We start from the raw sequence: 25,067 nt of genomic DNA on the forward strand, positions 1-25,067 counted from the left end.
GCGACCTCGAACGTCGGTCCGGGTCAAGCCGAGGGTGGTTTTCACAGAAGCTGCTAGCCGCCGGATTTCTTTGCCTTGAAACCGTGCTTGACCAGTTCCGCCAGCAGCAGCTCGACGTGATCGCCCTGGATCTCGATGATGCCGTCTTTCAACGCACCACCGGTGCCACAACGTTTCTTCAATGTGGTGGCCAGTTCCTTGAGCGCGTCTTCGGCCAACGGCACGCCGGTGATCGTGGTCACCGTCTTGCCGCCGCGACCTTTGCTTTCACGGCGCACACGGGCAATGCCGTCACCGGCAGGGATGGCGGTCTGTTTGCAGATGCAGGCATCCACCGGTTGACGGCAATCAGGGCAATGACGACCGGCGTCGGTAGAAAATACCAGGCCGCCCAGGGCGGCGAAGGATGCGGCTTTTTTGGCCACCGGCAATCCTCTCGGGAGGACAAAGACTGGTCGAGGGGGAACTTGCCTCGACCGCGAAACCCCACTCAGGCAGGGGCAGCGCTACTGGACCGCAGACGCGGTTCAGCTTGAAAAGTCGCGCAGTGTAACGGCAAAAAGCCGACTTGCTAAGGGCCAATCAGCGCCAATTTATAGCTTCTTTGCGACGTCGCCACCCTGGGCACGCAAATAGCGTTCAAGCGCCGCCAGGGAGTCCGGGCAGTAAGGCATGCGCTGGATTTCATCGAGCACCTGTTCAAGTGGCAGGAAACGCGCTTCGAGGACTTCTTCGGGCTGCAGGACCAGCGGACCGTCCCACACCGCCGAGAACGCCGAGCACCACAGGCGGCTGCCGGGGTCTTCGAAATAAAAATGGTCGTGGGCAGTCAGTTCGACACCGCTCACGCCCAGTTCTTCCGCCAGCTCACGGGCGGCCGACTCGGCGTAGGTCTCGTCGGCCTGGACCATGCCGCCCGCCGCCACGTCCCAGAACCCCGGGTAGATGGCCTTGCTCAGGGTGCGCCGGTGAACACACAGTTCACCGGCCGAATTGAACAGCATGATGTAGGTGCCACGCCCAATCAGGCCGCGCTCGCGCAACTGCGAACGCACCAGGCTGCCGAGCAGGTTGTCGTGCTCGTCGACCCACGCGATCAGCTCGGCATCCGAGGCCGCTCGGTGAGCGACCTCCCTGGGGCTTTCGCTCATGGCTCAGCCCTGGTTCAGCAGTTGCCGCAAGTCGATGACCGCTGCGTTGGCCCGGGAAATGTAGTTGGCCATGACCAGCGAGTGGTTCGCCAGGACACCGAAGCCGCTGCCGTTGAGGATCATCGGGCTCCAGACCGGCTCCTGGGACGCTTCCAGTTCACGAATGATCTGCCGCACGCTGACCGTGGCGTTCTTTTTCGCCAGCACATCGGCGAAGTCCACTTCGATGGCGCGCAGCAGGTGCGACAGCGCCCAAGCCTGGCCGCGAGCTTCATAGAACACGTTGTCGATTTGCAGCCACGGGGTCTCGACCACCTCTTCATCCACCTGCGGCACCTGGCCCGGGGCCGTGACTTCGGTTTTCAGCGAGGTGTTGAGCTTGACCCGGCCAACGCTGGCCGACAGGCGCTGGGACAACGAGCCCAGGCGCGTGCCGACGTCCCCCAGCCAGTTGTTCAGGTTGTCGGCGCGGGCGTAGAACAGCGCGCTTTTCTGGTTCGGATCGGACAGCCGGGCCTGGTAGCGGCTCAGGGAGTTGATGCCTTCCTGGTATTCGGATTCGCTGGAAGGCAGTACCCAACTGCGGTTGTCGAAGTTGAAGCGCGGCTCGGCCTTGGCCAGGTCGGCGTCCTCGGCGGACTGGGACTGGGAACGGGCGAAGTCCTTGCGCAGGGCGCGGCTCAGGTCGCGAACCTGCACCAGCACGCCGTATTCCCAGCTGGGCATGTTGTCCATCCACAAGCCTGGCGGGAAGCGGTCGTTGGAAATGTAGCCGCCTTGCTTGGTCAGCAGGGTCCCGGCCACGGTCTTGAGCGTCTCGACCGTGGTGTAGCCCACCACCATTTGCCGGCCATCCTTCTCGGCTGCGGCCTGGGCGTTCTGCTGCACGGGGAACAACGCGGGCTCCTGGCTCCAGTACCAGCCGAGGGCAATGGTCACCAGCAGGTAAAGGCCGATCAGCGTGGCCAGTGCGCGGCTGAAAAAAAGCCCACCCAGGTAGCTGCGGGTGTCCGATTTCGGCTCGGCGGCACGTTCAGGCGCGCTGCCCGCGCGGTTTTTCCAGTCCAGCATGGCGATGTTCCTTCAATCACTTGAGTTCTCGGTTCGACCACAACCCTACGCCATCGTGCCTGATTTGAAACGCGATAATGCGGCGCCAATCATGCCGGGCGCGACAGGGCAATCGAACAGCACTATAAAGGAAGCGTTGCCATCGGCCTACGAGACTGTCCAGTCACAAACTGAATGGGCCGACTGGACAGAATATTGACGTATGACACTCATGCGGAGGAAAAGAGGTGCTAGCATAGAGCCACCAGTCGACCTCAGCATGCACCCTCACTAGTAGTCAGGATATGACCGAGCCAGAAGACCCCAGCCGTGAGCGCCTCAAGCACCACTTTGCCCAGCGGGTAATTCATCAGGCTCGCCAGATCCTGGAGATATGGCAGCGCCTGCAACGCAGTGAGTGGTCAAGCACCGACCTGGCGGAGCTCAGCGAAGCCAATCTGCGCCTGCTGCGCTTTGCCGAGCGCTTCGAACAGCCCGAGCATTCCCTGCTGGCCCAAGGCATCAGCCAGTCGCTGCAAGCGGTGGACGCCAATCGCGGGCGCCTGAGCAGCCACCTGATCACCGAAATCAACCGCTTGATGCAGCGCTTGTCTCGCACCGGCCTGCGCCACGGCGACCAGCTCGAACAAACCTTCCTGCCGCCGCTGCGCAAACCCATCTACGTGATGCTGCAGGACCATGACCGCGCCGAACGCCTGGCCAAGCAATTGGAGTTCTTCGGCCTCAGCGCCCAGGCGCTCGACAGTGTGGCGGCATTTCGAGCCTCGATGGTCGAGCGCCTGCCAGCGGCGATTGTCATGGACGTGGACTTCAGCGGCCCGGGGACCGGCCTGAAACTGGCCGCCGAAGCCCAGGAAGGCCTGGAACAACCATTGCCGCTGCTGTTCTTCAGCTTGCTGGAAACCGACACCCCGACACGCCTGGCCGCGGTACGCGCCGGCGGGCAGGAATTCCTCACCGGCACCCTCGAAGCCTCGAGCCTGCTGGAAAAGATCGAAGTGCTGACCTGCGTCGCCCAGTACGACCCCTACAAAGTGCTGATCATCGATGACTCCCGCGCCCAGGCCTTGCACACCGAGCGCCTGCTCAACAGCGCCGGCATCATCACCCGCACGCTGATCGAGCCGATCCAGGCCATGGCCGAACTGGCGGATTTCCAGCCCGACCTGATCATCCTCGACATGTACATGCCAGCCTGCACCGGCACGGAACTGGCCAAGGTCATCCGTCACAATGACCGCTATGTCAGCGTGCCGATCATCTACCTGTCCGCCGAAGACGACCTGGACAAGCAACTCGACGCCATGAGCGAAGGGGGCGACGACTTCCTGACCAAACCGATCAAGCCCCGGCACTTGATCACCACCGTGCGCAACCGCGCCGCCCGGGCGCGCAATCTCAAGGCGCGGATGGTGCGCGACAGCCTCACCGGCCTGTACAACCACACCCATATCCTGCAACTGCTCGAGGATTGCAGCTTCCGCGCCCGTCGCGAAGGCAAACCCCTGAGCTTCGCCATGCTCGACATCGATCACTTCAAACGGGTCAATGACAGTCACGGCCACCCCATGGGCGACCGGGTGATCAAGAGCCTGGCGCTGTTTCTCAAGCAGCGCCTGCGCAAGACCGACTTCATCGGCCGTTACGGAGGCGAAGAGTTCGCCATCGTCATGCCCGACACCGACATCGACGCCGCCTGCAAAGTACTGGATGAAATTCGCCAGCGCTTTGCCGAAATCCACTATCCGGCCCAGCCCCAGGATTTGTGGTGCACCTTCAGCGCTGGCGTAGTGGAGATGAGCGATGACTCCGACAGCCTGATGATGGCCAGTCAGGCGGACGAAGCGCTGTACCGAGCCAAGCACGCCGGACGCAACCGGGTACAAAGCGCCCGGCAATCAAAGCAAAGTGCCACCTTTTCATCGGAATCGACTGACTCGGTCATAAACCTGTAACGCAAACGCAATAACTTCAGGCACTTACGATTCTGCCCTCGGTAGACCCTTGATGCGCCTGAAGCTGCTGACCAATCTCAACACCGTTCTTTTAGTTGCCGTCTGCCTGGGCCTCGGAGCCACCTTGTGGTGGTCGCAAATCGCCCTGGAGCGCCCCTACTTTCTGATGGAGCGCTACCTGGGCCTGTCGCGGCAATTCCAGGGCGAAGTGGCGCGCAACATCGAGGACTACCTGGCCAGCGGCGACGCCTTGCGCCTGAGCGCGGCCACCCAGGCCTTGGAGACGCTGCAGAAAGACCTCGACCAGTTTCCCCCGGAGCTGGCCAAGACCCTGCGTCCGAGCCTGTCGAACCTCGACGGCTTCAGCAGGACCGATCTGCTGGCCGCCGGCAAACTGGCTGGCGATCCACAGGCCTTGTTGCTGCAGGCCGAGCGTGAGCTGAGCGCCAGTCTCGATCAACTGGCCCAATACGCCAATGGCGCCCCGGCCTACCTGCCCCCGCTGTTTGCCGCTTCGCAGCACCTGGGTCGGTTGTCCCTCACGCGGGACAAACTGGTCAGCAGCGGCCACAGCGAATTGGCCGCCGATGTCGAACGGGAACTGGCGAGCATCCGTGTCGAAGCCGAACGCCTCGACGGCCTGCCCCTGCTGGGCGTCACCGCCAGCAGCGAATCGGGCAGCGATGATTTCGCCGCGCTGATGGGCCTGGAAACCCAGGAAAAAACCGCCGCCGAAGATGCTGGCATCGCCCTCAAGCGCGAACTCAACAGCCTGCTCGGCCGTTACCCGGCGGAATTGACCCGCACCCGCGAACTGATCCAGAAACGCACCGAGCTGAGCAATGCCACGCACCTGAAAATCGCCGACGTGCAAACGGCGATCGATACCCTGGAACCGGCGGTACGGGCCCAGCATGGGCAGATCCAGGGAGAGGTTCGCATGATCCAGGGGGTGATGATCGGCCTGATCCTGCTGATCGCGCTGCTCATCGACACCTTGCAGCGGCGCCTGGCCCGTACCTTGACGCACCTGGCTCCAGCCCTGTCGACCTGGGCCGAGGGAGACTTCAGCCGAGACATCCACGTGGGCGCCAGCAACCGCGAAATGCAGGACATCGAGGCTTCGCTCAATCGGCTGCGCGCTTACCTGGTGGACCTGGTGGGCACCATTCGGGTGAACGCCGAACAGGTCGCCGGCAGCAGCCGGACCCTGGCCGAGCTGAGCGGCGAACTGCACAGTGGTGCGGAGGATCAGGCCGACGATACGGCGCTGATCCGTGATTCCCTCAGCGAGCTGGAAGCGACCATCCAGCAAGTGGCCGGCGATGCCAGCCAAGCCGCAGACGCCAGCCGCAGCGCCGGGCAAGCGGTGGAGCAAGGGCAGAAAGTCATCGGCCTGAGCCTCACGGGCCTGCATGCGTTGGTGGGGGAAGTGCAAGGCAACGCGCAGATGATCGAACAACTGGCCGAGGAATCGGCCACCATCGGCGGCGTGCTGACGGTGATTCGCTCGATTGCCGACCAGACCAACCTGCTGGCGCTCAACGCGGCCATCGAAGCGGCTCGCGCCGGGGAAATGGGCCGGGGTTTTGCCGTGGTGGCCGAGGAAGTCCGTTCCCTGGCCCAGCGCACGGCCGGCGCCACTGCCGAAATCCAGACACTGATCGCCCGCCTGCAACTGGCCGCGCGCCAATCGGTGGATGGCATGCGCGCCCAGGTCGAACACGCCGAAGCCACCGCCAACCAGGCGCAAGCGGCCGACGGTGCGCTGGATGAGATCGTCGGCGCCATCCAGACCATCTCCGACACGGCGGTACGCATCGCCGACGTCACCGCCCAGCAAAGCGGCGCTGTCAGCGAAATCCGAGATCACAGCGAGCGGATTCATCAACTGGGCGCAGACAACCTGCTGCGCATCGGCCAGGGCCGGGAACAGGGTGACAATCTGCTGGTGCTGGGCGGACGTTTGCACACCGCCGTGCAGGCATTTCGGGTTTAGCGCCACAGACTGCATGAATCACTGTGGGAGGCCCGGGAATTGATGCTCACCGCCGCTCCCACATTGATTCGGAGGGCCCCTCCCACAGCGGTGCGATTTGCAACCGTATGACTGGATCAGAGACCTGGGTCACAAATTTCGCGCAAACATCGCTCATCGTGCTGGCTATTGCCGAGAACTGGACAGTCATTAAGGCTTTGCGGCATAGTCGCCGGGTTCTGATAACTGCTCACAGATAACAAGGAACAGCGGATGGCGACCCTATTGGTCCTGCACGGACCCAACCTGAACCTGCTGGGCACCCGTGAACCGGGCGTCTACGGCGCCGTGACACTGGCCCAGATCAACCAGGACCTGGAACAGCGGGCCCGCAACGCCGGCCATCATTTGCTCTATCTGCAAAGCAACGCCGAATATGAACTGATCGACCGCATCCATGCCGCCCGTGGCGAAGGCGTGGATTTCATTTTGATCAATCCAGCAGCTTTTACACATACAAGTGTCGCATTACGTGACGCGCTGCTGGCGGTGAGCATCCCATTCATCGAAGTGCACTTGTCCAACGTGCACAAACGCGAACCTTTCCGCCATCACTCCTACTTCTCCGATGTAGCAGTGGGAGTGATCTGCGGCCTTGGCGCCAGCGGTTACCGACTGGCCCTGGAGGCCGCCCTAGAGCAGCTTGAACAACAAGCTATACGCCCCTGACCGACCCTTGGGAGTTGATGATTCATGGATATCCGTAAAGTTAAGAAATTGATCGAATTGCTGGAAGAGTCCGGCATCGACGAGCTTGAGATCAAGGAAGGCGAAGAGTCCGTACGCATCAGCCGCCACAGCAAGACCCCGGCCCAGCAGTTCTATGCACCGGCCCCGATGCAGGCTCCGGCCGCCGCGCCTGCTCCGGCAGCAGCCCCGGTTGCCGCCGCAGCGCCAGCCGCACCGGCGGCACCGACGCTGAACGGCACTGTCGCTCGTTCGCCAATGGTGGGCACGTTCTATCGCAAGTCTTCGCCATCCTCGCCGTCCTTCGTTGAAGTCGGCCAGACCGTGAAGAAAGGCGACACCCTGTGCATCGTCGAAGCCATGAAGATGATGAACCACATCGAAGCTGAAACCAGCGGTGTGATCGAATCCATCCTCGTCGAAGACGGCCAGCCGGTTGAGTACGACCAACCGCTGTTCACCATCGTTTGAACCGCGGAGAGCCTTTGATGACTGCGAAGTTGGAAAAAGTTCTGATCGCTAACCGCGGTGAGATCGCCCTGCGGATTCTGCGTGCCTGCAAAGAGATGGGCATCAAGACCGTCGCCGTTTACTCCAAGGCCGACAAAGAACTGATGCACCTGGGCCTGGCGGACGAATCCGTCTGCATCGGTCCGGCGTCGGCTGCGCACTCCTACCTGCACATCCCGGCGATCATCGCCGCTGCCGAAGTGACCGGCGCCACCGCCATTCACCCGGGCTACGGTTTCCTGGCGGAAAACGCCGACTTCGCCGAACAGGTGGAAAACTCCGGTTTTGCCTTCATTGGTCCGAAAGCCGACACCATCCGCCTGATGGGCGACAAGGTTTCGGCCAAGCACGCCATGATCGCGGCTGGTGTACCGACCGTTCCGGGTTCCGACGGCCCGCTGCCTGAAGACGAAGAAACCGCTTTGCGCATTGGTCGCGAAGTCGGTTATCCGGTGATCATCAAGGCCGCTGGCGGCGGCGGTGGTCGCGGCATGCGCGTGGTACACAAGGAAGAAGACCTGATTTCCTCGGCGAAGCTGACCCGCTCCGAAGCTGGCGCGGCGTTCGGCAACCCGATGGTCTACCTGGAAAAATTCCTGACCAACCCGCGTCACGTCGAGGTCCAGGTGCTGTCCGACGGCCAGGGCCAGGCCATCCACCTGGGCGACCGCGACTGCTCGCTGCAACGTCGTCACCAGAAGGTCCTCGAAGAAGCGCCGGCACCGGGCATCGACGAGCAGGCTCGCCAGGAAGTCCTGGCACGTTGCGTCAAGGCGTGTATCGACATCGGCTATCGCGGCGCCGGCACCTTCGAGTTCCTGTACGAGAACGGTCGTTTCTACTTCATCGAAATGAACACCCGTGTTCAGGTGGAGCACCCGGTTTCGGAAATGGTCACCGGCATCGACATCGTCAAGGAGATGCTCAGCATCGCCGCCGGCAACAAGCTGTCGTTCACCCAGGATGACGTGGTCATCCGCGGTCACGCGCTGGAATGCCGGATCAACGCCGAAGACCCGAAAACCTTCATGCCAAGCCCAGGCACGGTCAAGCATTTCCATGCCCCGGGCGGCAATGGCGTTCGCGTCGATTCGCACCTGTACAGCGGTTATGCCGTTCCGCCGAACTACGATTCGCTGATCGGCAAGCTGATCACCTACGGGGCGACCCGTGAAGAAGCCATGGCGCGCATGCGCAATGCCCTGGACGAAATCGTGGTAGACGGGATCAAGACCAACATCCCGCTGCACCGCGATCTCGTACGTGACGAAGGCTTCTGCAAAGGCGGCGTCAACATCCATTACCTGGAGCACAAGCTGGGCAACCAGCACTGATGCTTCACGTGATGTAAAAAGACCCCGGTCCATTGGCCGGGGTCTTTTTTTGTGCGCGCCTCAAAAGAGCAAGTGATGGATCACTTCAACTCCACCATGGAGTACGCGTGTGATTCGACCTTCGCAGCATTCGCCCGCCTCCCCTGCTGGGTGAGTACGACGCCGTTGGCATTTTCGACCAGAATGTCGCTGCGCATGCGCGCCATGAATCCGCGAGCTCGCATGGACACCGGGTCAGTGTTGTTCTTCGCTCGCGCCAGGACGGGTATGTAAAAGCGTTCGACCTGGCTGCCGGACGTCTTGAATACCGACGTGACACCCGTGCGCAGATCCAGTGACACGCCATAGTTATTACCCAGGCAGGAAGAATACGACCAGTGATCCCAGGTCGGTCGCAGCCCGTGCTTCCTCATCACCTGCCTGACCGGCTCGCCGATGTCAGCCCCCGTCAACCAGTCCCCGCCGACCAAGGTGGCACGAACATCCTTGGCCGATCCCCCCAGGCGCCGCATCACATCCCGGACACTTCGCTCGATCAGCGCGCGGATGTTGTGATCGAAATGGATGACTGCTCCGACCCGGGTGGTCGGGTTGTATAACGAAGCGATCACGCACGTCTGTGCATTGAGCGAGAACAGGTAGTTGTCCGCCGCCTCGCTGAACCTCGCCACCACGGCCTCGCCCTGCAACGCGCCCCTGGTCACGTCCGGGAAGACATGTCCGGGGAACGCCTCGCGCAAATCGCCTATTCGCCCCAGGTTGCGCACCTCATCATTGCCGCCGCGCAAACCGACTTTGTTATGAGTCCACTTGCCATTCGCCATCCTGCGGATGGGCAATTTGTAAATAGCGCCGGGACGCCGGGCATCCACCAGGCACAGGCCGCCAAAGTATGGGTCCCTCTTCACCTGGTAGTACCTGCCCCCGCTCGCGATGTAGTAAGTGCTCCGCGGTTGCGAAGCGCTGGGCGGGCTGCGATAGGTGCCGAAAAAAATCCCCTCATCCGTCACCAACTGCAGATTCTCTGGTGTTCTGCCGACCGCCTGCTGCGGCTTGAGGCGTATGGCCGGAACCAGCGGCCCGGACTCTTTGGCGACCACCGGTGAGGCGCTTCTCAAGCGTTGCGCAGACAATGACAAGGGCTTCACGGCGCGCTGCAAGTGCCTGGCCGCGTGCCCCAGTGCCGTGGCCATGCTGGCGGCGCCGAGCGTGGCGAACAGCGTTCCCCAGGTCGCGATCAACCAGTGACCGAGCGCTTCTTCCGTGTCACCTCCCACGTGCCCCTGGATGGCCTGCCTGGCGCTGACGGCAATCAAGCCAATATCCAGCAACAAGGCAAAGGGCGGATAAACCATGCACACCGGAACAACCGCGAAGATCAGGCCTTGGAATACTTGGTTGCGGATCATTTCGGCACGACTGGTGGTGATGTCCTCTACATCGGTGACAGCGCGCTCGACGCCGGCATCGAACTCGGCACGGGTATCAATCAGCCGATTGAGTTCACGCAATGTGTCGACACGAGTGGTCCCGGCGGCCAGCGCCAACAGTGTCCGCTCCACGGCGGCACGGGCGACGAGTGCGACCCGCTCCAGTACGTAATCGTGCAATTGCGCCGCGATGCTCCCGGAAAACGCCAGGTACGGGCGAAACAGGATGCCGTCCGGCGCATCGGGTGTGTACAACCAATAAGAAGCCTTCGGATCGAAGTAGGTGAACACGTAGACGCCCAACACCACATGGCCGGCGACGGTCAGCTTGATCACGCCTTCACGCGTCACGGCGACACCGGGGTACGTGGCGCTGCTTGCAGGTCGCCCATCACTCAATAGCGTGACTTGCCGGGTGAGCCACTGGAACGCTTCGGCGCTCAACAGCGACTTGCCGTAAGCCACACGCAGGTCGCGGTCCATCCTGGCCAACAGCATGTAGCAGTAAGCCTCGCGGCGCTTGGCATACTCGGGCGCCGTGGCGTCGAGGAAGCCAGCACGGATGTGCCTGGCATATCGCTCACCCAAGTAGGCCACGCGAATATAGGACGCCAGATCGGCACTGCGAACCTGCGTCAAATCCTGCCCGACAGAAGAACGCACGCCCTTGGCGGGGTCGTCGATGTCCGCGTTGCGCTCGTATCCGTAGATGGCCAAGTGCAGCAGGCTGGCGGTTTTTTTCTCGGCGGCCAGCCCCGGACTGTAGTCGATGAAGACCGTGGCAGGATCGACCGCCTCAAGCACACCCTTGCTGCGCATGTAGGGCCCGATCATGTCGGCGAAGGTACGCTTGGCGAAGTCCATGAACACTTCGTAGCCCACGAACTGCTCATCGAATACTTGCCGCTGAACCAAGAATTCCTGGCTCAGGCCGCTGATATTGCGCCGGGACTCAAGCGGCAACGCCGAGTACCAACGAGGCGACTCGCTCAGCTCCACGTGTGCCAGGTTATTGGCCAGGCCGGTCGAGACTGCGTTCTGCAGACAGGTCTTGAAACTTGCCTGCGTGCCCCTGAGGTCTTGTTCCAGATCCCAGGAAACCGGCTTTTCCATCACACGGGCAAAGTACGCTCGGGCCTGTCCACGATCAGTCGGCGAGAGTTGCTGCAACAGATACTCGCGACCGGCCTGATGTTGGGTCCAGGCTCCGACTTCGCCGCTCAGGGCCCGCAGCGAAGGCAACTCGATCCATTCCTGGCCATCGGGTTTGCCGGGGGCGAACAGCAGCAGGCCACTGACAGCACCGCCCACGTCTTCACGATAAAACACCAGGAGATCGGCACACTTCAGGCCATGGGGAAGCACCAGGCCGGCGACACGCAACCCGCCGGCGATTGGCGTTGCGCCGTCGCTTTCCCAGAGGGCAGCGAGGTGATCATGACTGGTCACCGACAACTGGCCGGCACAACGGGCGACAAACGCACTGTGCTGCAACCGCGCCACAAACCAATCGAGCATGGCGTCCTTCAGATCCCCACCCTCGTAGCGTTCGGCCAAAGCTGGCAAGTACCCGGCAGGCGCGTCGACGCTGGCCAACAACTGCGCAATGAAGGCCGGTGAAAGAGGCTGGTTACGGAGCATGCCGCCGTTCTCGACCAGGAACACCGACACCGCGTCCGGCCGGACCGGGCCTGCCGCCACCAGCTCACTCAGGCTGTAGGTGCGTACGGGCTGACCAATGACCGTTCGCCACTGCAGCTGCACACGAATGCTGTCCGGCTCGACCTCCATGTCCAACTCATGCCTGACATAGTCCCTGGCCAATTGCCGAGCGAAGGCCCGCAGCGAGCCCAGGCCATCGACCCGCTCATCCACCAGCGCCTGCGCCAGCGCGGCCTGACTCTCGAAAGCCCGCAACAATTCACGATCTGGAGGGCTCAGCCCCCGCAGCCAATGCGGCAACTGCAATCGCGCCAGCGCACCAAGGTCCCGGCGCTCGGCCGTGGTTGCCAACACGGTCAAGCGACTCGTCCGGCGCCAGCCGTCCTGGAGCGCTTCGATCTGTTCTCGCAACTCGTCGACACCCAGGCCAACCAGACGGCCAGGCCGAAACAGCTCGTCGACCGCCCCCCTGTGCTCGTCCAGTTTTTGCCTGACCACGTCTTCGAGGGAGGCATCGTACGCAGTCATTCGCCAATGCCGCCGCAGATAGTCCTTGTAGTGATCGACAAACCTTGAGGCCACGCCCTCCACCACCTGGACAACGAACGCCCGGCGCTCGGCCGCAAAACCCAAGTCTGGCCCGTCGGGCCAACGGTAGGGCGCGTCTTGCTCCTCGTCATACACCACAGGCGCCTGGTCGATCATGCGCTGCAGCACGGTATCGAGCAGGGTACCCAGGAAGTGTGGATCGATATTGCCTTGGTAGTGGTAGGTGCGCAGCTCGACCAGCAAGAACTCTTCCAGCACCTCCAGCAGGCTCATCTGGGTGTGCAGTCGCGCATCGATCGCCTCCTGCCAACGTGTCAGTTTCTCCAGGATCGCCCGTGCGGTCGCCACCGGCGGGGAATCGACCGACCCCGTGCGTTCCATGTTGCCTTGCCGTTCGGCAATGATGTCCATGCACAATCCTCCCTGTTGTGTGGACCGGCACCTTATCCGCCCTGCGACATGCCCATGGCATACATATATATATCGAAACACCGCCCCGACGACGCGAGACTCGCTTATCCACTTTGGCCGCGACCTGGCGTACACTGCGCGCCTTTGCAGCCCTGCGCTGCCCCCCTGTGGATTTTTTCAAAGGTGCCCGCCATGCCTTGGCTGCAAGTACGCCTGGCCATCAGCCCGGAACAAGCCGAAACCTACGAAGACGCGTTTCTTGAAGTAGGCGCTGTATCGGTAACCTTCATGGACGCCGAAGACCAGCCGATCTTCGAGCCGGAGCTCAATACCACCCCGCTGTGGTCCCACACCCACCTGCTGGCCCTGTTCGAAGGCGGCACCGAGGCAGCCAGCGTGCTGGCCCATCTTGAGCTGTTGACCGGCAGCCCGCTGCCCGAGCATCACAGTGAAGTGATCGAGGACCAGGACTGGGAACGCAGCTGGATGGACAACTTCCAGCCGATGCGTTTCGGCCAGCGCCTGTGGATCGTCCCGAGCTGGCATGCCGCGCCAGAGCCGGACGCGGTCAACCTGCTGCTGGACCCGGGCCTGGCGTTCGGCACCGGCACCCACCCGACCACCGCGCTGTGCCTGGAATGGCTCGACGGCCAGGACCTGAAGGGCTGCAACGTACTCGACTTTGGCTGCGGCTCGGGGATCCTGGCGATTGCCGCGCTCCTGCTGGGCGCCCGGGAAGCGGTCGGCACCGACATCGACGTCCAGGCCCTGGAAGCCTCCCGCGACAATGCCGGGCGCAACAACATCGCCGAAGCCCTGTTCCCGCTGTATTTGCCCCAGGACTTGCCACAAGTCCAGGCCGACGTGCTGGTGGCCAACATCCTGGCCGGCCCGCTGGTATCCCTGGCGCCGCAACTGTCGAGCCTGGTCAAGCCGGGCGGACGCCTGGCGCTGTCGGGCATCCTTGCCGAACAAGGTGAAGAAGTCGCCGCCGCTTATGCCGCGGACTTTGACCTGGACCCGATCGCCAATCGCGATGGCTGGGTGCGCATCACCGGACGTCGGCGCTAGAATGAGCGCCTGTATCCACCGGATTGCCGCATGACTGACAGCTTCGTCACCCAGTGCCCGCATTGCCACACCCGTTTTCGCGTCAGCCATGCTCAATTGAGCGTGGCCCGCGGGGTGGTTCGTTGCGGCTCGTGCCTGCAGGTGTTCAATGCCGCACAGCAGTTGCTGGAACAACGCACAGCCAGGCAAGCGGCGCCTGCCGTAGCGCCACCCGCCAAGCCGACCGCCGAAGCTCCGCCCCGGGCGATCAGCCAGAAACAGTGGAGCGCCGCCGAGCTGGATCTGGATGACCTGGACAAGGAACTGGCGCGCCTGGAGCGCCGCGACAATCGCGCCCCGGGCAATGCCGGCCGGCGCCGGGAAGACAACCTGAGCGCGCAACGCGATTCGCTCTCCAGCGAGCAGCAAACCTGGCCCGACAGCCTGTACAGCGAAACCTCGAACGAGCGCGTCGAAACCGTCCTCGATACCCCCTTCGAACCGTTCGAACCCCACGAACCGGCGCGACCGCCGCGTACCGAGCCGTCCCTGTCCCTGGCCCTCGAACCGCTGGAACCGGACGACGAGCCGGTCGCCCCGCTCCACCTCGCGCCGGACGACGAGCCCGACGAACACCTCGAGCGCCTGTCCGCCACCGATGACCACGACGATGAGCCCGAGCGACCGCTGCCACTGCGCAAGTCACGGGAACGCCAGGAGCCGGGGATACGCGCCGAGGCCCTCCACGACCTCGACGACGACCCGCTGCAACTGGACTGGCGCAAACGCCGCTCGCCCTGGGGCCGACGCCTGTTGTGGGCCCTGCTGATCCTGCTCGCCGCCGCGGCCCTGGGTGGCCAATACATCGCCTACCATTTCGAAGAACTGGCCCGCCAGGACCAGTACCGGCCGTGGTTCCTGCAAATCTGTCCGACCATCGGTTGCGACGTACCGTCCAAGGTCGACATCGCCAAGATCAAAAGCAGCAACCTGGTGGTGCGCAGCCATCCGGAGTTCAGCGGCGCCCTGGTGGTGGACGCGATCATCTACAACCGTGCGCCCTTCTCCCAACCTTTTCCGTTGCTGGAGCTGCGCTTTGCCGACCTCAACGGGCACCTGATCGCCAGTCGTCGCTTCAAGCCCGGGGAGTACCTGGGTGGCGATCTCGAGGGCCGCGGCGAAATGCCGCCGCAAACGCCCATCCACATCGCGCTGGATATCCTGGATCCTGGCCCCAAGGCGGTGAACTACAGCTTGAGCTTTCATTCTCCCGAATGAAACCGGCCAGGGTCGGCCAATTGACGGCAGCTTTCTGACTGACCCCACCCAGACCAAACCGCTGGCGATAACAAAATAGCTGTTCAGATTTTATCCAATTCGATCTTTATCCAGTCATCGAGAGCGGGTATCATGCCAACCCTTTTTCGAAGTCTCATGATCCGGCCCCACTTCAGGGAAGTCCTATGTCGGCGGTACGCATCGGCCCATATACATTGCAGAACGGCCTGGTTCTCGCCCCTATGGCGGGCGTCACCGACCAGCCCTTTCGTCAGTTGTGCAAACGCTTGGGCGCAGGACTGGTGGTATCGGAAATGGTCACCAGCGACATGAGTTTGTGGAACACCCGCAAATCGCGTCTGCGCATGATCCACGAAGGTGATCCCGAGCCCCGCTCGGTACAGATCGCCGGTGGCGACGCGCAGATGCTGGCGGAGGCGGCCCGGGCGAACGTCGAGCTGGGGGCGCAGATCATCGACATCAACATGGGCTGCCCGGCGAAAAAGGTCTGCAACAAGGCCGCAGGCTCGGCACTGTTGAAAGATGAAGCGCTGGTCACCGAGATCCTGCAGGCCGTAGTGGCCGCGGTCGATGTGCCGGTGACCCTGAAGATCCGCACCGGGTGGGACCGGGAGAACAAGAATGGCCTGGTGGTGGCGAAGATCGCCGAACAGGCGGGCATCACGGCGTTGGCGGTCCATGGCCGCACCCGTGCCGACCTGTACACCGGCGAAGCCGAGTACGACACCATCGCCGCGATCAAGCAGGCGGTGTCGATTCCGGTCTTTGCCAACGGCGACATCGATTCGCCCGAGAAGGCCCGGTACGTGCTGGACGCGACCGGTGCCGATGGCCTGTTGATCGGCCGGGCAGCCCAAGGGCGGCCATGGATTTTTCGTGAGATCGAACACTACCTGCGCACTGGCGAAAAGCTGGCGGCGCCGCAGTTGTCCGAGGTGGAACGTATTCTGCTAGAGCATCTGGCCGCGCTACATGCCTTCTACGGAGAAGTCATGGGCGTACGCATCGCTCGCAAGCATGTGGGCTGGTATCTCGCAACCCTGCCGGGCGCCAGGGAGTTTCGCGCCCGTTTCAATCGTTTGGATGGTACGCAAGCACAATGCGCCGACGTTCAGGCGTTCTTCGCTGAGCGTTACAAGAGCCTGACAGGGGACGAAGGGGTGGCCGCATGACGATGATGACCGAGACTTTAGTGAGTGGAACAACACCCGTGAGCGACAACGTGAATTTGAAACAGCACCTCAATACGCCCAGCGAAGAAGGTCAGACCCTTCGCGGGAGTGTCGAGAAGGCGCTGCACAATTATTTCGCCCACCTTGAGGGCGCTGCCGTCACGGATGTGTACAACCTGGTGCTTTCCGAAGTCGAGGCACCGCTGCTCGAAAGCGTGATGAACTACGTCAAGGGCAACCAGACCAAGGCCAGTGAGCTGCTGGGCCTGAACCGCGGCACCCTGCGCAAGAAACTCAAGCAGTACGATCTGCTGTAAGCATTCAATCAAACCAGAAAGGCGCCCGCATAAAAAACGGTCGCCTTTTTTGCTGACTTCCCTTGCTTTTGATGGAAATTGAAATGACCGACCAGACCACCCGCCTGCCGATCCGCCGCGCCTTGATCAGCGTCTCCGACAAGACCGGGATCCTCGAATTCGCCCGCGAGCTGCAACAGCTGGGCGTCGAGATTCTCTCCACCGGCGGGACCTTCAAGCTGCTGCAGGACAACGGTGTCGCCGCAGTGGAAGTCGCGGACTACACCGGTTTTGCGGAAATGATGGACGGTCGGGTCAAGACCCTGCACCCGAAAATCCACGGCGGCATCCTGGGCCGTCGCGGCATCGACGACGCCATCATGAACGAACACGGCATCAAGCCGATCGACCTGGTGGCGGTCAACCTCTACCCGTTCGAAGCCACCATCAACAAGCCTGGCTGCGACCTGCCGACCGCCATCGAGAACATCGACATCGGCGGCCCGACCATGGTCCGCTCGGCGGCCAAGAACCATAAGGACGTGGCCATCGTGGTCAACGCCAGCGACTACGCCAGCGTGCTGGAGAACCTCAAGGCCGGTGGCCTGACCTACGCCCAGCGTTTCGACCTGATGCTCAAGGCCTTCGAACACACCGCCGCCTACGACGGCATGATCGCCAACTACATGGGCACCGTGAACCAGGCCGCCGAAACCCTGTCGACCGAAGGCCGCAGCGAATTCCCGCGCACCTTCAACACCCAGTTCGTCAAGGCCCAGGAAATGCGCTACGGCGAGAACCCGCACCAGAGCGCGGCGTTCTACGTGGAAGCCAAGCCGGCCGAAGTCGGCATTGCCACCGCCACCCAACTGCAAGGCAAGGAACTGTCGTTCAACAACGTAGCCGACACCGACGCCGCGCTGGAATGCGTGAAGAGCTTCGTCAAGCCAGCCTGCGTGATCGTCAAGCACGCCAACCCGTGCGGCGTGGCCGTAAGCCCGGACGCCGAGGGCGGCATCCGCCAGGCCTACGAACTGGCCTACGCCACCGACACCGAGTCGGCCTTCGGCGGCATCATCGCCTTCAACCGTGAACTGGACGCCGAGACCGCCAAGGCCATCGTCGAGCGCCAGTTCGTCGAAGTGATCATCGCCCCTTCCGTCAGCGAAGAAGCCCGCGCCATCGTTGCCGCCAAGGCCAACGTGCGCCTGCTGGCCTGCGGCCAATGGTCGGCCGATCGCGCGCCGGCCTGGGACTACAAGCGTGTCAATGGCGGCCTGCTGGTCCAGAGCCGTGACATCGGCATGATCGGCAGCGAAGACCTGAAAGTGGTGACCCGGCGCGCCCCGAGCGAGCAGGAAATCAACGACCTGATCTTCGCTTGGAAAGTCGCCAAGTACGTCAAGTCCAACGCCATCGTCTACGCCAAGAACCGCCAGACCATCGGTGTCGGCGCCGGCCAGATGAGCCGCGTGAACTCGGCCCGCATCGCCGCGATCAAGGCTGAACACGCCGGTTTGCAAGTTCAAGGCGCGGTCATGGCCTCCGATGCGTTCTTCCCGTTCCGCGACGGCATCGACAACGCGGCCAAGGTCGGCATCACCGCGGTGATCCAGCCGGGTGGCTCGATGCGTGACGCTGAAGTGATCGCCGCTGCCGACGAAGCCGGCATCGCCATGGTATTTACTGGCATGCGCCACTTCCGCCACTAAATTTGCTTGATCGTACCCACGCTCTGCGTGGGCACGCAGCTCGGGACGCTCCGCGTCCCCGGACGCAGAGCGTCCGTAGAGGCATTCCCACGCAGAGCGTGGGAACGATCAGCCCCCATCAGCGTCATCCGAGGTTTTTGAAATGAATGTTTTGATCATTGGCAGCGGTGGCCGCGAACACGCCCTGGCCTGGAAAGTGGCCCAGGATCCCCGTGTGCAGAAGGTTTTCGTGGCCCCGGGCAATGCCGGCACCGCCATCGAAGCCAAATGCGAAAACGTCGCCATCGACGTGCTGGCCCTGGAGCAACTGGCCGACTTCGCCGAGAAGAACGTCTCGCTGACCATCGTCGGCCCGGAAGTGCCGCTGGTCGCCGGCGTGGTCGACCTGTTCCGCTCCCGTGGCCTGGACTGCTTCGGCCCGACCGCTGGCGCCGCGCAGCTGGAAGGCTCGAAAGCGTTCACCAAGGATTTCCTGGCGCGCCACAAGATCCCGACCGCCGACTACCAGAACTTCACCGAAATCGAGCCAGCCCTGGCGTACCTGCGCGAGAAAGGCGCACCGATCGTGATCAAGGCCGACGGCCTGGCCGCCGGTAAAGGCGTGATCGTTGCCATGACCCTGGCCGAAGCCGAAGACGCCGTGCGCGACATGCTCGCTGGCAATGCCTTCGGTGACGCCGGTTCCCGCGTGGTGATCGAAGAGTTCCTCGACGGCGAGGAAGCCAGCTTCATCGTCATGGTCGATGGCAAGAACGTACTGCCGATGGCCACCAGCCAGGACCACAAGCGTGTCGGCGATGGCGACAGCGGCCCGAACACCGGCGGCATGGGCGCCTACTCCCCTGCCCCGGTGGTGACCGCCCAGGTGCACCAGCGCGTCATGGACCAGGTGATCTGGCCGACCGTGCGCGGCATGGCCGATGAAGGCAACGTCTACACCGGCTTCCTCTACGCGGGCCTGATGATCGACAAGGCTGGTAACCCAAAAGTCATCGAATTCAACTGCCGTTTCGGCGATCCTGAGACCCAGCCGGTGATGCTGCGCCTGCAGTCGAGCCTGGTCCTGCTGGTCGAGGCCGCGCTGGCCCAGGCCCTGGACAAGGTCGAAGCCCAATGGGATCCGCGCCCAAGCGTCGGCGTCGTATTGGCGGCTGGCGGTTACCCGGGCGACTACGCCAAAGGTAGCGCAATCCAGGGCCTGGACGCCGCGGCCCGGCTGGAAGGCAAAGTCTTCCATGCAGGCACCGCGTTGAAGGATGGGCAAGTGGTCACCGCCGGCGGTCGTGTGCTTTGCGCCACCGCCCTGGGCGCCAGTGTCGACGACGCTCAGCAGCAGGCCTACAAGCTTGCCGCCGAGATCGACTGGGAAGGTTGTTTCTACCGCAAGGACATTGGCTACCGTGCCATTGCCCGTGAGCGTGGCGAAAATCTGGAATAACCCGGCCATTCAGCCAGGCAAGGGTCTGCGGCCCTTGCCTGACTGTTCCGGCGCCGCGCATAGTTATAATCTGGCATCAACCTACGAAGGGATTTCGCCGTGCGCTGGCTCAGGATTGCCATAGGCTTTACCGTCACCCTGCTGACGCTGCTCTGCATGCTCCCGGCCCAGGCCGCGCCAGGCAGTGGCTGGGCGGTATTGCTCGATGAACAGGGCGACCTGACGCTGAGCGACATCCGCTCCGCTCGCTACACCAATCAATTCAGCCCCATCGACCTGGACCGCCTCCAGGCCGCCGAGCCCGGCGGTGCATTGTGGCTGCGCTTCCGCCTGGCCCCGGACAGGCACGAACAGATCCTGCGCATCTTCGCCCCCGACCTGTCACGCCTGAACCTCTATGTGCTGGACGGCGACGCCCTGGTCGAGCAACAAATCAGCGACAATGCCACGCCGCATACGGAACCGGCGATTCCCAGCAGCGACTTCATGTTGCCGCTGCCGCGCAGCGATAAATCATTGGACGTCTACCTGCGACTGGCCTCGCGTCACGAACTGCGCCCCTACGTCACGTTGCAATCGGCCGTCGTGGCGGCGGCCGATCAGAACCAGACGCTGATCTATGGGCTGCTGTTCGGCTGCATCGCCATGCTGATCCTGCACAACCTCACCCGCTACGCCTACACCCGTTCCCGCAGTTGCCTGTGGCTGGCCGCCTGTGAAGGGCTGCTGATGCTCAGCCTGGTGCTGTTGCTGAACCTGGCCGGCCCCTGGCTGCCCGACTGGCCGGCGGTGCAGACGCCCGGGGCTTACCTGGCGTTGCTGCTGACGGCGCCCTGCGGCCTGATGTTCGCCTACCGCTTCTTCGCGCCCCTGGGGCCGCACCCGTTGAACCGGTTGCTGCTGGGGGACATTGTGTTCGTCATGCTGTGCAGCCTGCTGCTGTTGTTCGTCAACACGCTGCCACTCAATATCATGACCTACACCCTGGTGGCCCTGGCCGGCCTGAGCATGCTGTTCGTCAGCGCCTGGCATTGGCAAAAGGGCTACCGCCCGGCCCGGCTGTTCGTCGCGGCCATGGTGGTCTTCAACCTGGGCACGCTGATCATTCTTCCGGCCCTGCAAGGGCTCACGGAAGTCCCTCCCCAGGGCTTGATCATCACCCTGCTGATCTTCATCTGCATCAGCGGCCTGTTGATGAGTGTCGCCCTGGGCGAGCGCCAGCGCTCGATCAACGAAAGCCGCTTCAGCATCAGCCGCGACCTGGCGGCGAGCAATGCCGAGATCAATGCCAAGGCCGAGTTCCTGGCCAAGATCAGCCATGAGATCCGCACGCCGATGAACGGCGTGCTGGGCATGACCGAACTGCTGCTGGGCACGCCACTGTCGGTCAAGCAACGCGACTACGTGCAAACGATCCACAGCGCCGGCAATGAACTGCTGACCCTGATCAACGAGATCCTCGACATTTCCCGGCTCGAATCCGGGCAGATCGAACTGGACGATGTGCAGTTCGACCTCAATGCGCTGATCGAGGATTGCCTGAGCATCTTCCGCGCCAAGGCCGAACAGCAGAATGTCGAGTTGATCAGCTTCATCCAGCCCCAGGTGCCCCGGGTGATCAGCGGCGACCCGACGCGGCTGCGCCAGGCGCTGCTGAGCCTGCTGGAAAACGCCCTGAAGAAGACCGACGAGGGCGAAGTGCTGATCGTCGTCGCCCTCGACGAGCGCAGCCATCAGCCGCGCCTGCGCATCGCCGTGCAGGACAGTGGGACGCCGATGGACGCTGAAGAGCGCGACACGCTGATGCACGCCGAGCTGCACAGCAAGAACTTCCTCTCGGCCACGCGCCTGGGGGGCAACCTGGGGTTGGTCATCGCTCGCCAGCTGATCATCCTGATGCACGGGGAATTCGGCATCAAAAGCGGCAGCAACCAGGGCAGTACCCTGTGGCTGACCTTGCCCCTGGACCCGGATCGCCTCGAACACCCGACTTCCGACCTCGATGGCCCGCTGCAAGGGGCACGGGTATTGATCGTCGACGACAACGACACCTGCCGCAAAGTGCTGGTGCAGCAGTGCAGCGCCTGGGGCCTGAACGTCAGTGCGGTACCTTCGGGCAAGGAGGCCCTGGCGCTGCTGCGCACCAAGGCGCACCTGCGGGATTACTTCGACGTGGTGCTGCTGGACCAGAACATGCCGGGCATGACCGGCATGCAACTGGCGGCCAAGATCAAGGAAGACCCGAGCCTGAACCACGACATCCTGTTGATCATGCTCACCGGTATCAGCAATGCGCCGAGCAAGATCGTGGCGCGCAACAGCGGGGTCAAGCGCATCCTCGCCAAACCGGTGGCCGGCTATACCCTCAAGACCACCCTGGCGGACGAGCTGAACCAGCGCAATCGGGGCCAGACTACGAACGTGCAGGTGAACGCCGGTCCTCCCACCCCGGTGAAGGTGCCGAGCGATTTCCGCATCCTGGTGGCCGAGGACAACAGCATTTCCACCAAGGTCATCCGCGGCATGCTCGGCAAGCTCAACCTGCAACCCGACACCGCCAGCAACGGCGAGGAAGCCCTCAAGGCCATGAAGGAGCAACGCTACGACCTGGTCCTGATGGACTGCGAAATGCCGATCCTCGACGGGTTTTCCGCCACCCAGCAGCTGCGAGCCTGGGAAATGGGTAACCAGCGCACCCGCACGCCGGTGGTGGCGCTCACCGCGCACATCCTGGCCGAGCACAAGGAACGCGCCCGCCAGGCCGGGATGGACGGGCACATGGCCAAGCCGGTGGAACTGTCGCAACTGCGCGAGCTGATCGAACATTGGGTGGCCCAGCGCGACCAGCAGAACAAGGCCGTGCATACGCCCTGAACCCGCGAAGAGCATTCAGCGACTACCCGTAGTGTCGTTCAGATTTCCAGCTCATGCAGGTGACGAGTCGTTTCGGCGATCACCGCGGCCGCGACTTTTTGCCTGAACGTTGCGTAATGCAGCGTGCTGAATGTCACGACGGCCATTTCCTCCACGCTGCTTTCCACCACTTCCTCCATTGGCCTGAACAGAAATCCCGAGACCGTCCTGCGGGTGCGGAACTGCTTGTGATACAACGCGATTTCCACTTTCCCGCGGGATTTGGCCGCGCAGGGGATCACCTGGAAGAATCCCGTATTGCGCTGTAGGCTCGTTCGTTCAAACAGCTCGAGCGCAGCAGGGCTTCGTCCAAGCGTTGCTATCGCCTGGCTGGCCTGCCGCGAATAGCCTGCGCCAAAGGAACGGGCGATCTGCTGCGAAACGCTATCGGCCATCAATCCTTGCCCGGCCTGCCCCGCACTGACAGGACGCGCCGAGTCCCACCCCAGGTACCTGAGCTTGTTCTTGTAATAGTCGAACCAGTTACCGACCAGACCGTCCTTGTACGCCGAACGGGTTGCCAATTGCGCGTACAAGTTGCTCAGGTAGATATCCTCGCGATCCTGGAGGGACAAACCCTCGTCGAAGGACACGATGCTCCCGCCCACCACCGCTGCCCTCGATGCCTCATCCAGGCGCAACCGCTGCCCGTCGGCCGATCGAAACCCTTGATCCGTCATAACGCACCCGCTTCCGGTTGCGCTTGCTCGACCGCATCGGAAATATCGATGATGTTCCTGGCGGCCTTATCCCCCAGTTTGTGGACAATCGCATCACGGAAGGGCGCATAGAGCGCCTGGGACAAATTCGCCTTGAAGCAACGCAATTGAATATTGCCCACCACAGGATCGGTGGAGAAGAGTTGTCCAAGAGGGTTGGACGTCACGTGCTCGGGCTCGAACTCCAGGCAGACGCTACTCAATACAGGCCCCTGTTGGGCCAGGATGACTTGCAGCCTGATTCTGTCGGGTGCTTTATGGGACGCCTCGGACGAATCCGGGCTTTTCGGCCGATGGGCATGTTCACGCAGCAATTCGATAGCGGGCAACGTGCTGGACAACTGGGCGACGCGCTTCAATACATCAGTTACCTGCGTAATCAAAGTTCGCTCAACATATTCTCCCAGCCGCTCTTCGACACATCCCATCAGGTTGGTTTTCGATGAGGCTGCGAGTGTAAAGCTGTCCCAACTCACGGCCTTTTGCATCCAGCCATTATTCAGTACTTCCCGGTACGCTGAGTACCAGTCACTGGACCGGGCAAGAGCGGGGTATTTTTTACTGGCTACCAGCTGGGCAAACAATATCGAATTCAATATATCGAGCCGGTCCTGCCCAATCAGGTCAGTGGGCAGCAGGACAACAGCACCGGCATCAATAAAAACCGAACAATGATCTTTCATGACAATTACCTTATTCCATTAACGGATGGCGACTACCTCGGTAGTCGCCAGGAGATCAATCAATCAGATCTCGTATTCGTCGATTTTTTGTTTTGCGCGATCACCCAGTTTTTTAATGATAGCTTCTCGAGTCGCACTGATAATTGTCGGCACCATGGTCATATGGCATTCACCGCGATACAAGTCTACCGAACTGCTATCCCAATCCACGAACAGGACCTTGGTCTGGTTCGTCCGCTTGATAAAGCGCACGGCGCCTAATGCCATGAGTATTTCACCGTGCGGGGTTTCGTGACAGCTCGCCACACCAAAGCCACCGGTGCCGGACTCCTGGATATTCTGGTCAAAGAGCCGCAGCGACTTGTCATTGGTTTGCAATGCGGCGATCGCATCACCGGCCACTTTCAGCATCAGCAACGAAGTCGGACCAGGAACGGCAGCCGCTGCCACCGCCGAACCGAGGACTTTCAACACCAGTTGATCCATCTTGAAACTCTTGCCGGACGCGGCAACCTTATCGTAGTAATGCTGCAGAATGGTCCAGCCACAACTCTGCATGACCTCAAGGAAGGTTTTATACCATTTATCGCCTTCGTCATCCCCTGGATACTTCTTACTGGCAACCAGCGATGCAAATAGATAGGAATGCTGGATATCCGCTTGATTTTGCGCCGTCATACCTGAAACGAACGACATGATAGCGTCTCCGACAATCGAAGCGCGGTCCGGCTTTTCGATTTCGTTGTCAAACCCTGCCGTTTTATATCTGGCAATCCGAGGGGAAACAATTACATCGTTCGGCGATATATCGTAGGCATTCAGGCGTTCCAGTCGGTCCGCCAAGGTGATAATAGAATCAAATTTAGTATTCATTGAATATGTCCCTTATTTAATTAAAGCCCTCCATGGGCCCGAGCGCCATACTTACCTATCCACCTTAAGGGCAACAAGCACAGAACTGTAACCGCACTTAATTCCAGGACAACA

19 protein-coding genes are annotated in these 25,067 nt (G+C 62.0%); 12 read left to right on the forward strand and 7 right to left on the reverse strand.

The genetic code is table 11. From position 1 onward, the window contains the following. Nucleotides 1-53: 53 nt before the first annotated feature. The 3 genes from BLP82_RS18630 to BLP82_RS18640 all read right to left on the reverse strand — a co-directional run bounded on the left by BLP82_RS18630 (nucleotide 54) and on the right by BLP82_RS18640 (nucleotide 2,222). Complete coding sequence (locus BLP82_RS18630; protein ID WP_003197435.1) at nucleotides 54-425, reverse strand: translation initiation factor Sui1; 372 nt, start codon at nucleotides 423-425, stop codon at nucleotides 54-56. Nucleotides 426-593: 168 nt separating this feature from the next. Further along, on the reverse strand, nucleotides 594-1,151 hold the full coding sequence (locus tag BLP82_RS18635; RefSeq protein ID WP_060739343.1) for an NUDIX hydrolase: 558 nt from the start codon (nucleotides 1,149-1,151) through the stop codon (nucleotides 594-596). A 3-nt stretch (nucleotides 1,152-1,154) separates the two neighbouring features. Continuing rightward, nucleotides 1,155-2,222, reverse strand: a complete 1,068-nt coding sequence (locus tag BLP82_RS18640) for a DUF2333 family protein (RefSeq protein ID WP_060739344.1) — start codon at nucleotides 2,220-2,222, stop codon at nucleotides 1,155-1,157. 284 nt (nucleotides 2,223-2,506) lie between these two features. On the opposite strand from BLP82_RS18640, the gene gcbA reads away from it, so the two are divergent. The 5 genes from gcbA to accC all read left to right on the forward strand — a co-directional run bounded on the left by gcbA (nucleotide 2,507) and on the right by accC (nucleotide 8,746). Further along, nucleotides 2,507-4,177: a diguanylate cyclase GcbA gene (gene gcbA, locus BLP82_RS18645; RefSeq protein WP_092171305.1), complete on the forward strand. Its 1,671-nt coding sequence runs from the start codon at nucleotides 2,507-2,509 to the stop codon at nucleotides 4,175-4,177. Nucleotides 4,178-5,282: 1,105 nt separating this feature from the next. After that, nucleotides 5,283-6,176: a methyl-accepting chemotaxis protein gene (locus BLP82_RS32080; RefSeq protein WP_371914141.1), complete on the forward strand. Its 894-nt coding sequence runs from the start codon at nucleotides 5,283-5,285 to the stop codon at nucleotides 6,174-6,176. Between the two features lie 252 nt (nucleotides 6,177-6,428). Continuing rightward, entirely contained in the window at nucleotides 6,429-6,884 is a 456-nt protein-coding gene (gene aroQ / locus BLP82_RS18655) for a type II 3-dehydroquinate dehydratase (protein WP_072410269.1), read from the forward strand. 24 nt (nucleotides 6,885-6,908) lie between these two features. After that, nucleotides 6,909-7,373 carry an acetyl-CoA carboxylase biotin carboxyl carrier protein gene (gene accB, locus BLP82_RS18660; protein WP_053118072.1) on the forward strand — a complete coding sequence of 155 codons (465 nt, stop codon included), beginning with the start codon at nucleotides 6,909-6,911 and terminating at the stop codon, nucleotides 7,371-7,373. Nucleotides 7,374-7,390: 17 nt separating this feature from the next. Then, nucleotides 7,391-8,746, forward strand: coding sequence for an acetyl-CoA carboxylase biotin carboxylase subunit (accC, locus tag BLP82_RS18665; RefSeq protein ID WP_060739349.1), 1,356 nt, complete (start codon nucleotides 7,391-7,393; stop codon nucleotides 8,744-8,746). An 80-nt stretch (nucleotides 8,747-8,826) separates the two neighbouring features. Here accC and BLP82_RS18670 read toward each other — a convergent pair whose 3' ends face one another. Next, nucleotides 8,827-12,798 carry a dermonecrotic toxin domain-containing protein gene (locus tag BLP82_RS18670; protein WP_092171315.1) on the reverse strand — a complete coding sequence of 1,324 codons (3,972 nt, stop codon included), beginning with the start codon at nucleotides 12,796-12,798 and terminating at the stop codon, nucleotides 8,827-8,829. Nucleotides 12,799-12,990: 192 nt separating this feature from the next. Between BLP82_RS18670 and prmA the strand changes: the two genes are divergently transcribed. The 7 genes from prmA to BLP82_RS18705 all read left to right on the forward strand — a co-directional run bounded on the left by prmA (nucleotide 12,991) and on the right by BLP82_RS18705 (nucleotide 22,639). Continuing rightward, nucleotides 12,991-13,869 carry a 50S ribosomal protein L11 methyltransferase gene (gene prmA, locus BLP82_RS18675; RefSeq protein ID WP_013692161.1) on the forward strand — a complete coding sequence of 293 codons (879 nt, stop codon included), beginning with the start codon at nucleotides 12,991-12,993 and terminating at the stop codon, nucleotides 13,867-13,869. A 30-nt stretch (nucleotides 13,870-13,899) separates the two neighbouring features. After that, nucleotides 13,900-15,126: a DUF3426 domain-containing protein gene (locus BLP82_RS18680; RefSeq protein WP_092171319.1), complete on the forward strand. Its 1,227-nt coding sequence runs from the start codon at nucleotides 13,900-13,902 to the stop codon at nucleotides 15,124-15,126. Nucleotides 15,127-15,311: 185 nt separating this feature from the next. Beyond that, entirely contained in the window at nucleotides 15,312-16,319 is a 1,008-nt protein-coding gene (gene dusB / locus BLP82_RS18685) for a tRNA dihydrouridine synthase DusB (protein WP_053181619.1), read from the forward strand. Then, a complete protein-coding gene (fis, locus tag BLP82_RS18690; RefSeq protein WP_003186237.1) occupies nucleotides 16,316-16,636 on the forward strand; it encodes a DNA-binding transcriptional regulator Fis in 321 nt (106 codons plus the stop codon). The genes dusB and fis overlap by 4 nt, the downstream gene beginning before the upstream one ends. 83 nt (nucleotides 16,637-16,719) lie before the next feature. Then, nucleotides 16,720-18,327, forward strand: coding sequence for a bifunctional phosphoribosylaminoimidazolecarboxamide formyltransferase/IMP cyclohydrolase (gene purH, locus BLP82_RS18695; RefSeq protein WP_060739352.1), 1,608 nt, complete (start codon nucleotides 16,720-16,722; stop codon nucleotides 18,325-18,327). 142 nt (nucleotides 18,328-18,469) lie between these two features. After that, nucleotides 18,470-19,765 (forward strand): phosphoribosylamine--glycine ligase, encoded by a 1,296-nt coding sequence (gene purD, locus BLP82_RS18700; RefSeq protein ID WP_092171324.1) that lies wholly within the window; start codon nucleotides 18,470-18,472, stop codon nucleotides 19,763-19,765. A 99-nt stretch (nucleotides 19,766-19,864) separates the two neighbouring features. Next, nucleotides 19,865-22,639 carry a hybrid sensor histidine kinase/response regulator gene (locus BLP82_RS18705; RefSeq protein WP_092171327.1) on the forward strand — a complete coding sequence of 925 codons (2,775 nt, stop codon included), beginning with the start codon at nucleotides 19,865-19,867 and terminating at the stop codon, nucleotides 22,637-22,639. Nucleotides 22,640-22,677: 38 nt separating this feature from the next. Here BLP82_RS18705 and BLP82_RS18710 read toward each other — a convergent pair whose 3' ends face one another. The 3 genes from BLP82_RS18710 to BLP82_RS18720 form a co-directional block, all read right to left on the reverse strand. Further along, entirely contained in the window at nucleotides 22,678-23,358 is a 681-nt protein-coding gene (locus BLP82_RS18710) for a hypothetical protein (RefSeq protein ID WP_256576644.1), read from the reverse strand. Continuing rightward, nucleotides 23,355-24,080 carry a hypothetical protein gene (locus BLP82_RS18715; RefSeq protein WP_092171330.1) on the reverse strand — a complete coding sequence of 242 codons (726 nt, stop codon included), beginning with the start codon at nucleotides 24,078-24,080 and terminating at the stop codon, nucleotides 23,355-23,357. The genes BLP82_RS18710 and BLP82_RS18715 overlap by 4 nt, the downstream gene beginning before the upstream one ends. Before the next feature lie 63 nt (nucleotides 24,081-24,143). Then, nucleotides 24,144-24,953, reverse strand: a complete 810-nt coding sequence (locus BLP82_RS18720) for a hypothetical protein (RefSeq protein WP_092171333.1) — start codon at nucleotides 24,951-24,953, stop codon at nucleotides 24,144-24,146. Between the last annotated feature and the right edge of the window lie 114 nt (nucleotides 24,954-25,067).

Origin of the sequence: Pseudomonas sp. NFACC37-1 (genome assembly GCF_900101575.1) — a bacterium.
Classification (GTDB): Bacteria; Pseudomonadota; Gammaproteobacteria; order Pseudomonadales; family Pseudomonadaceae; genus Aquipseudomonas; species Aquipseudomonas fluorescens_AA.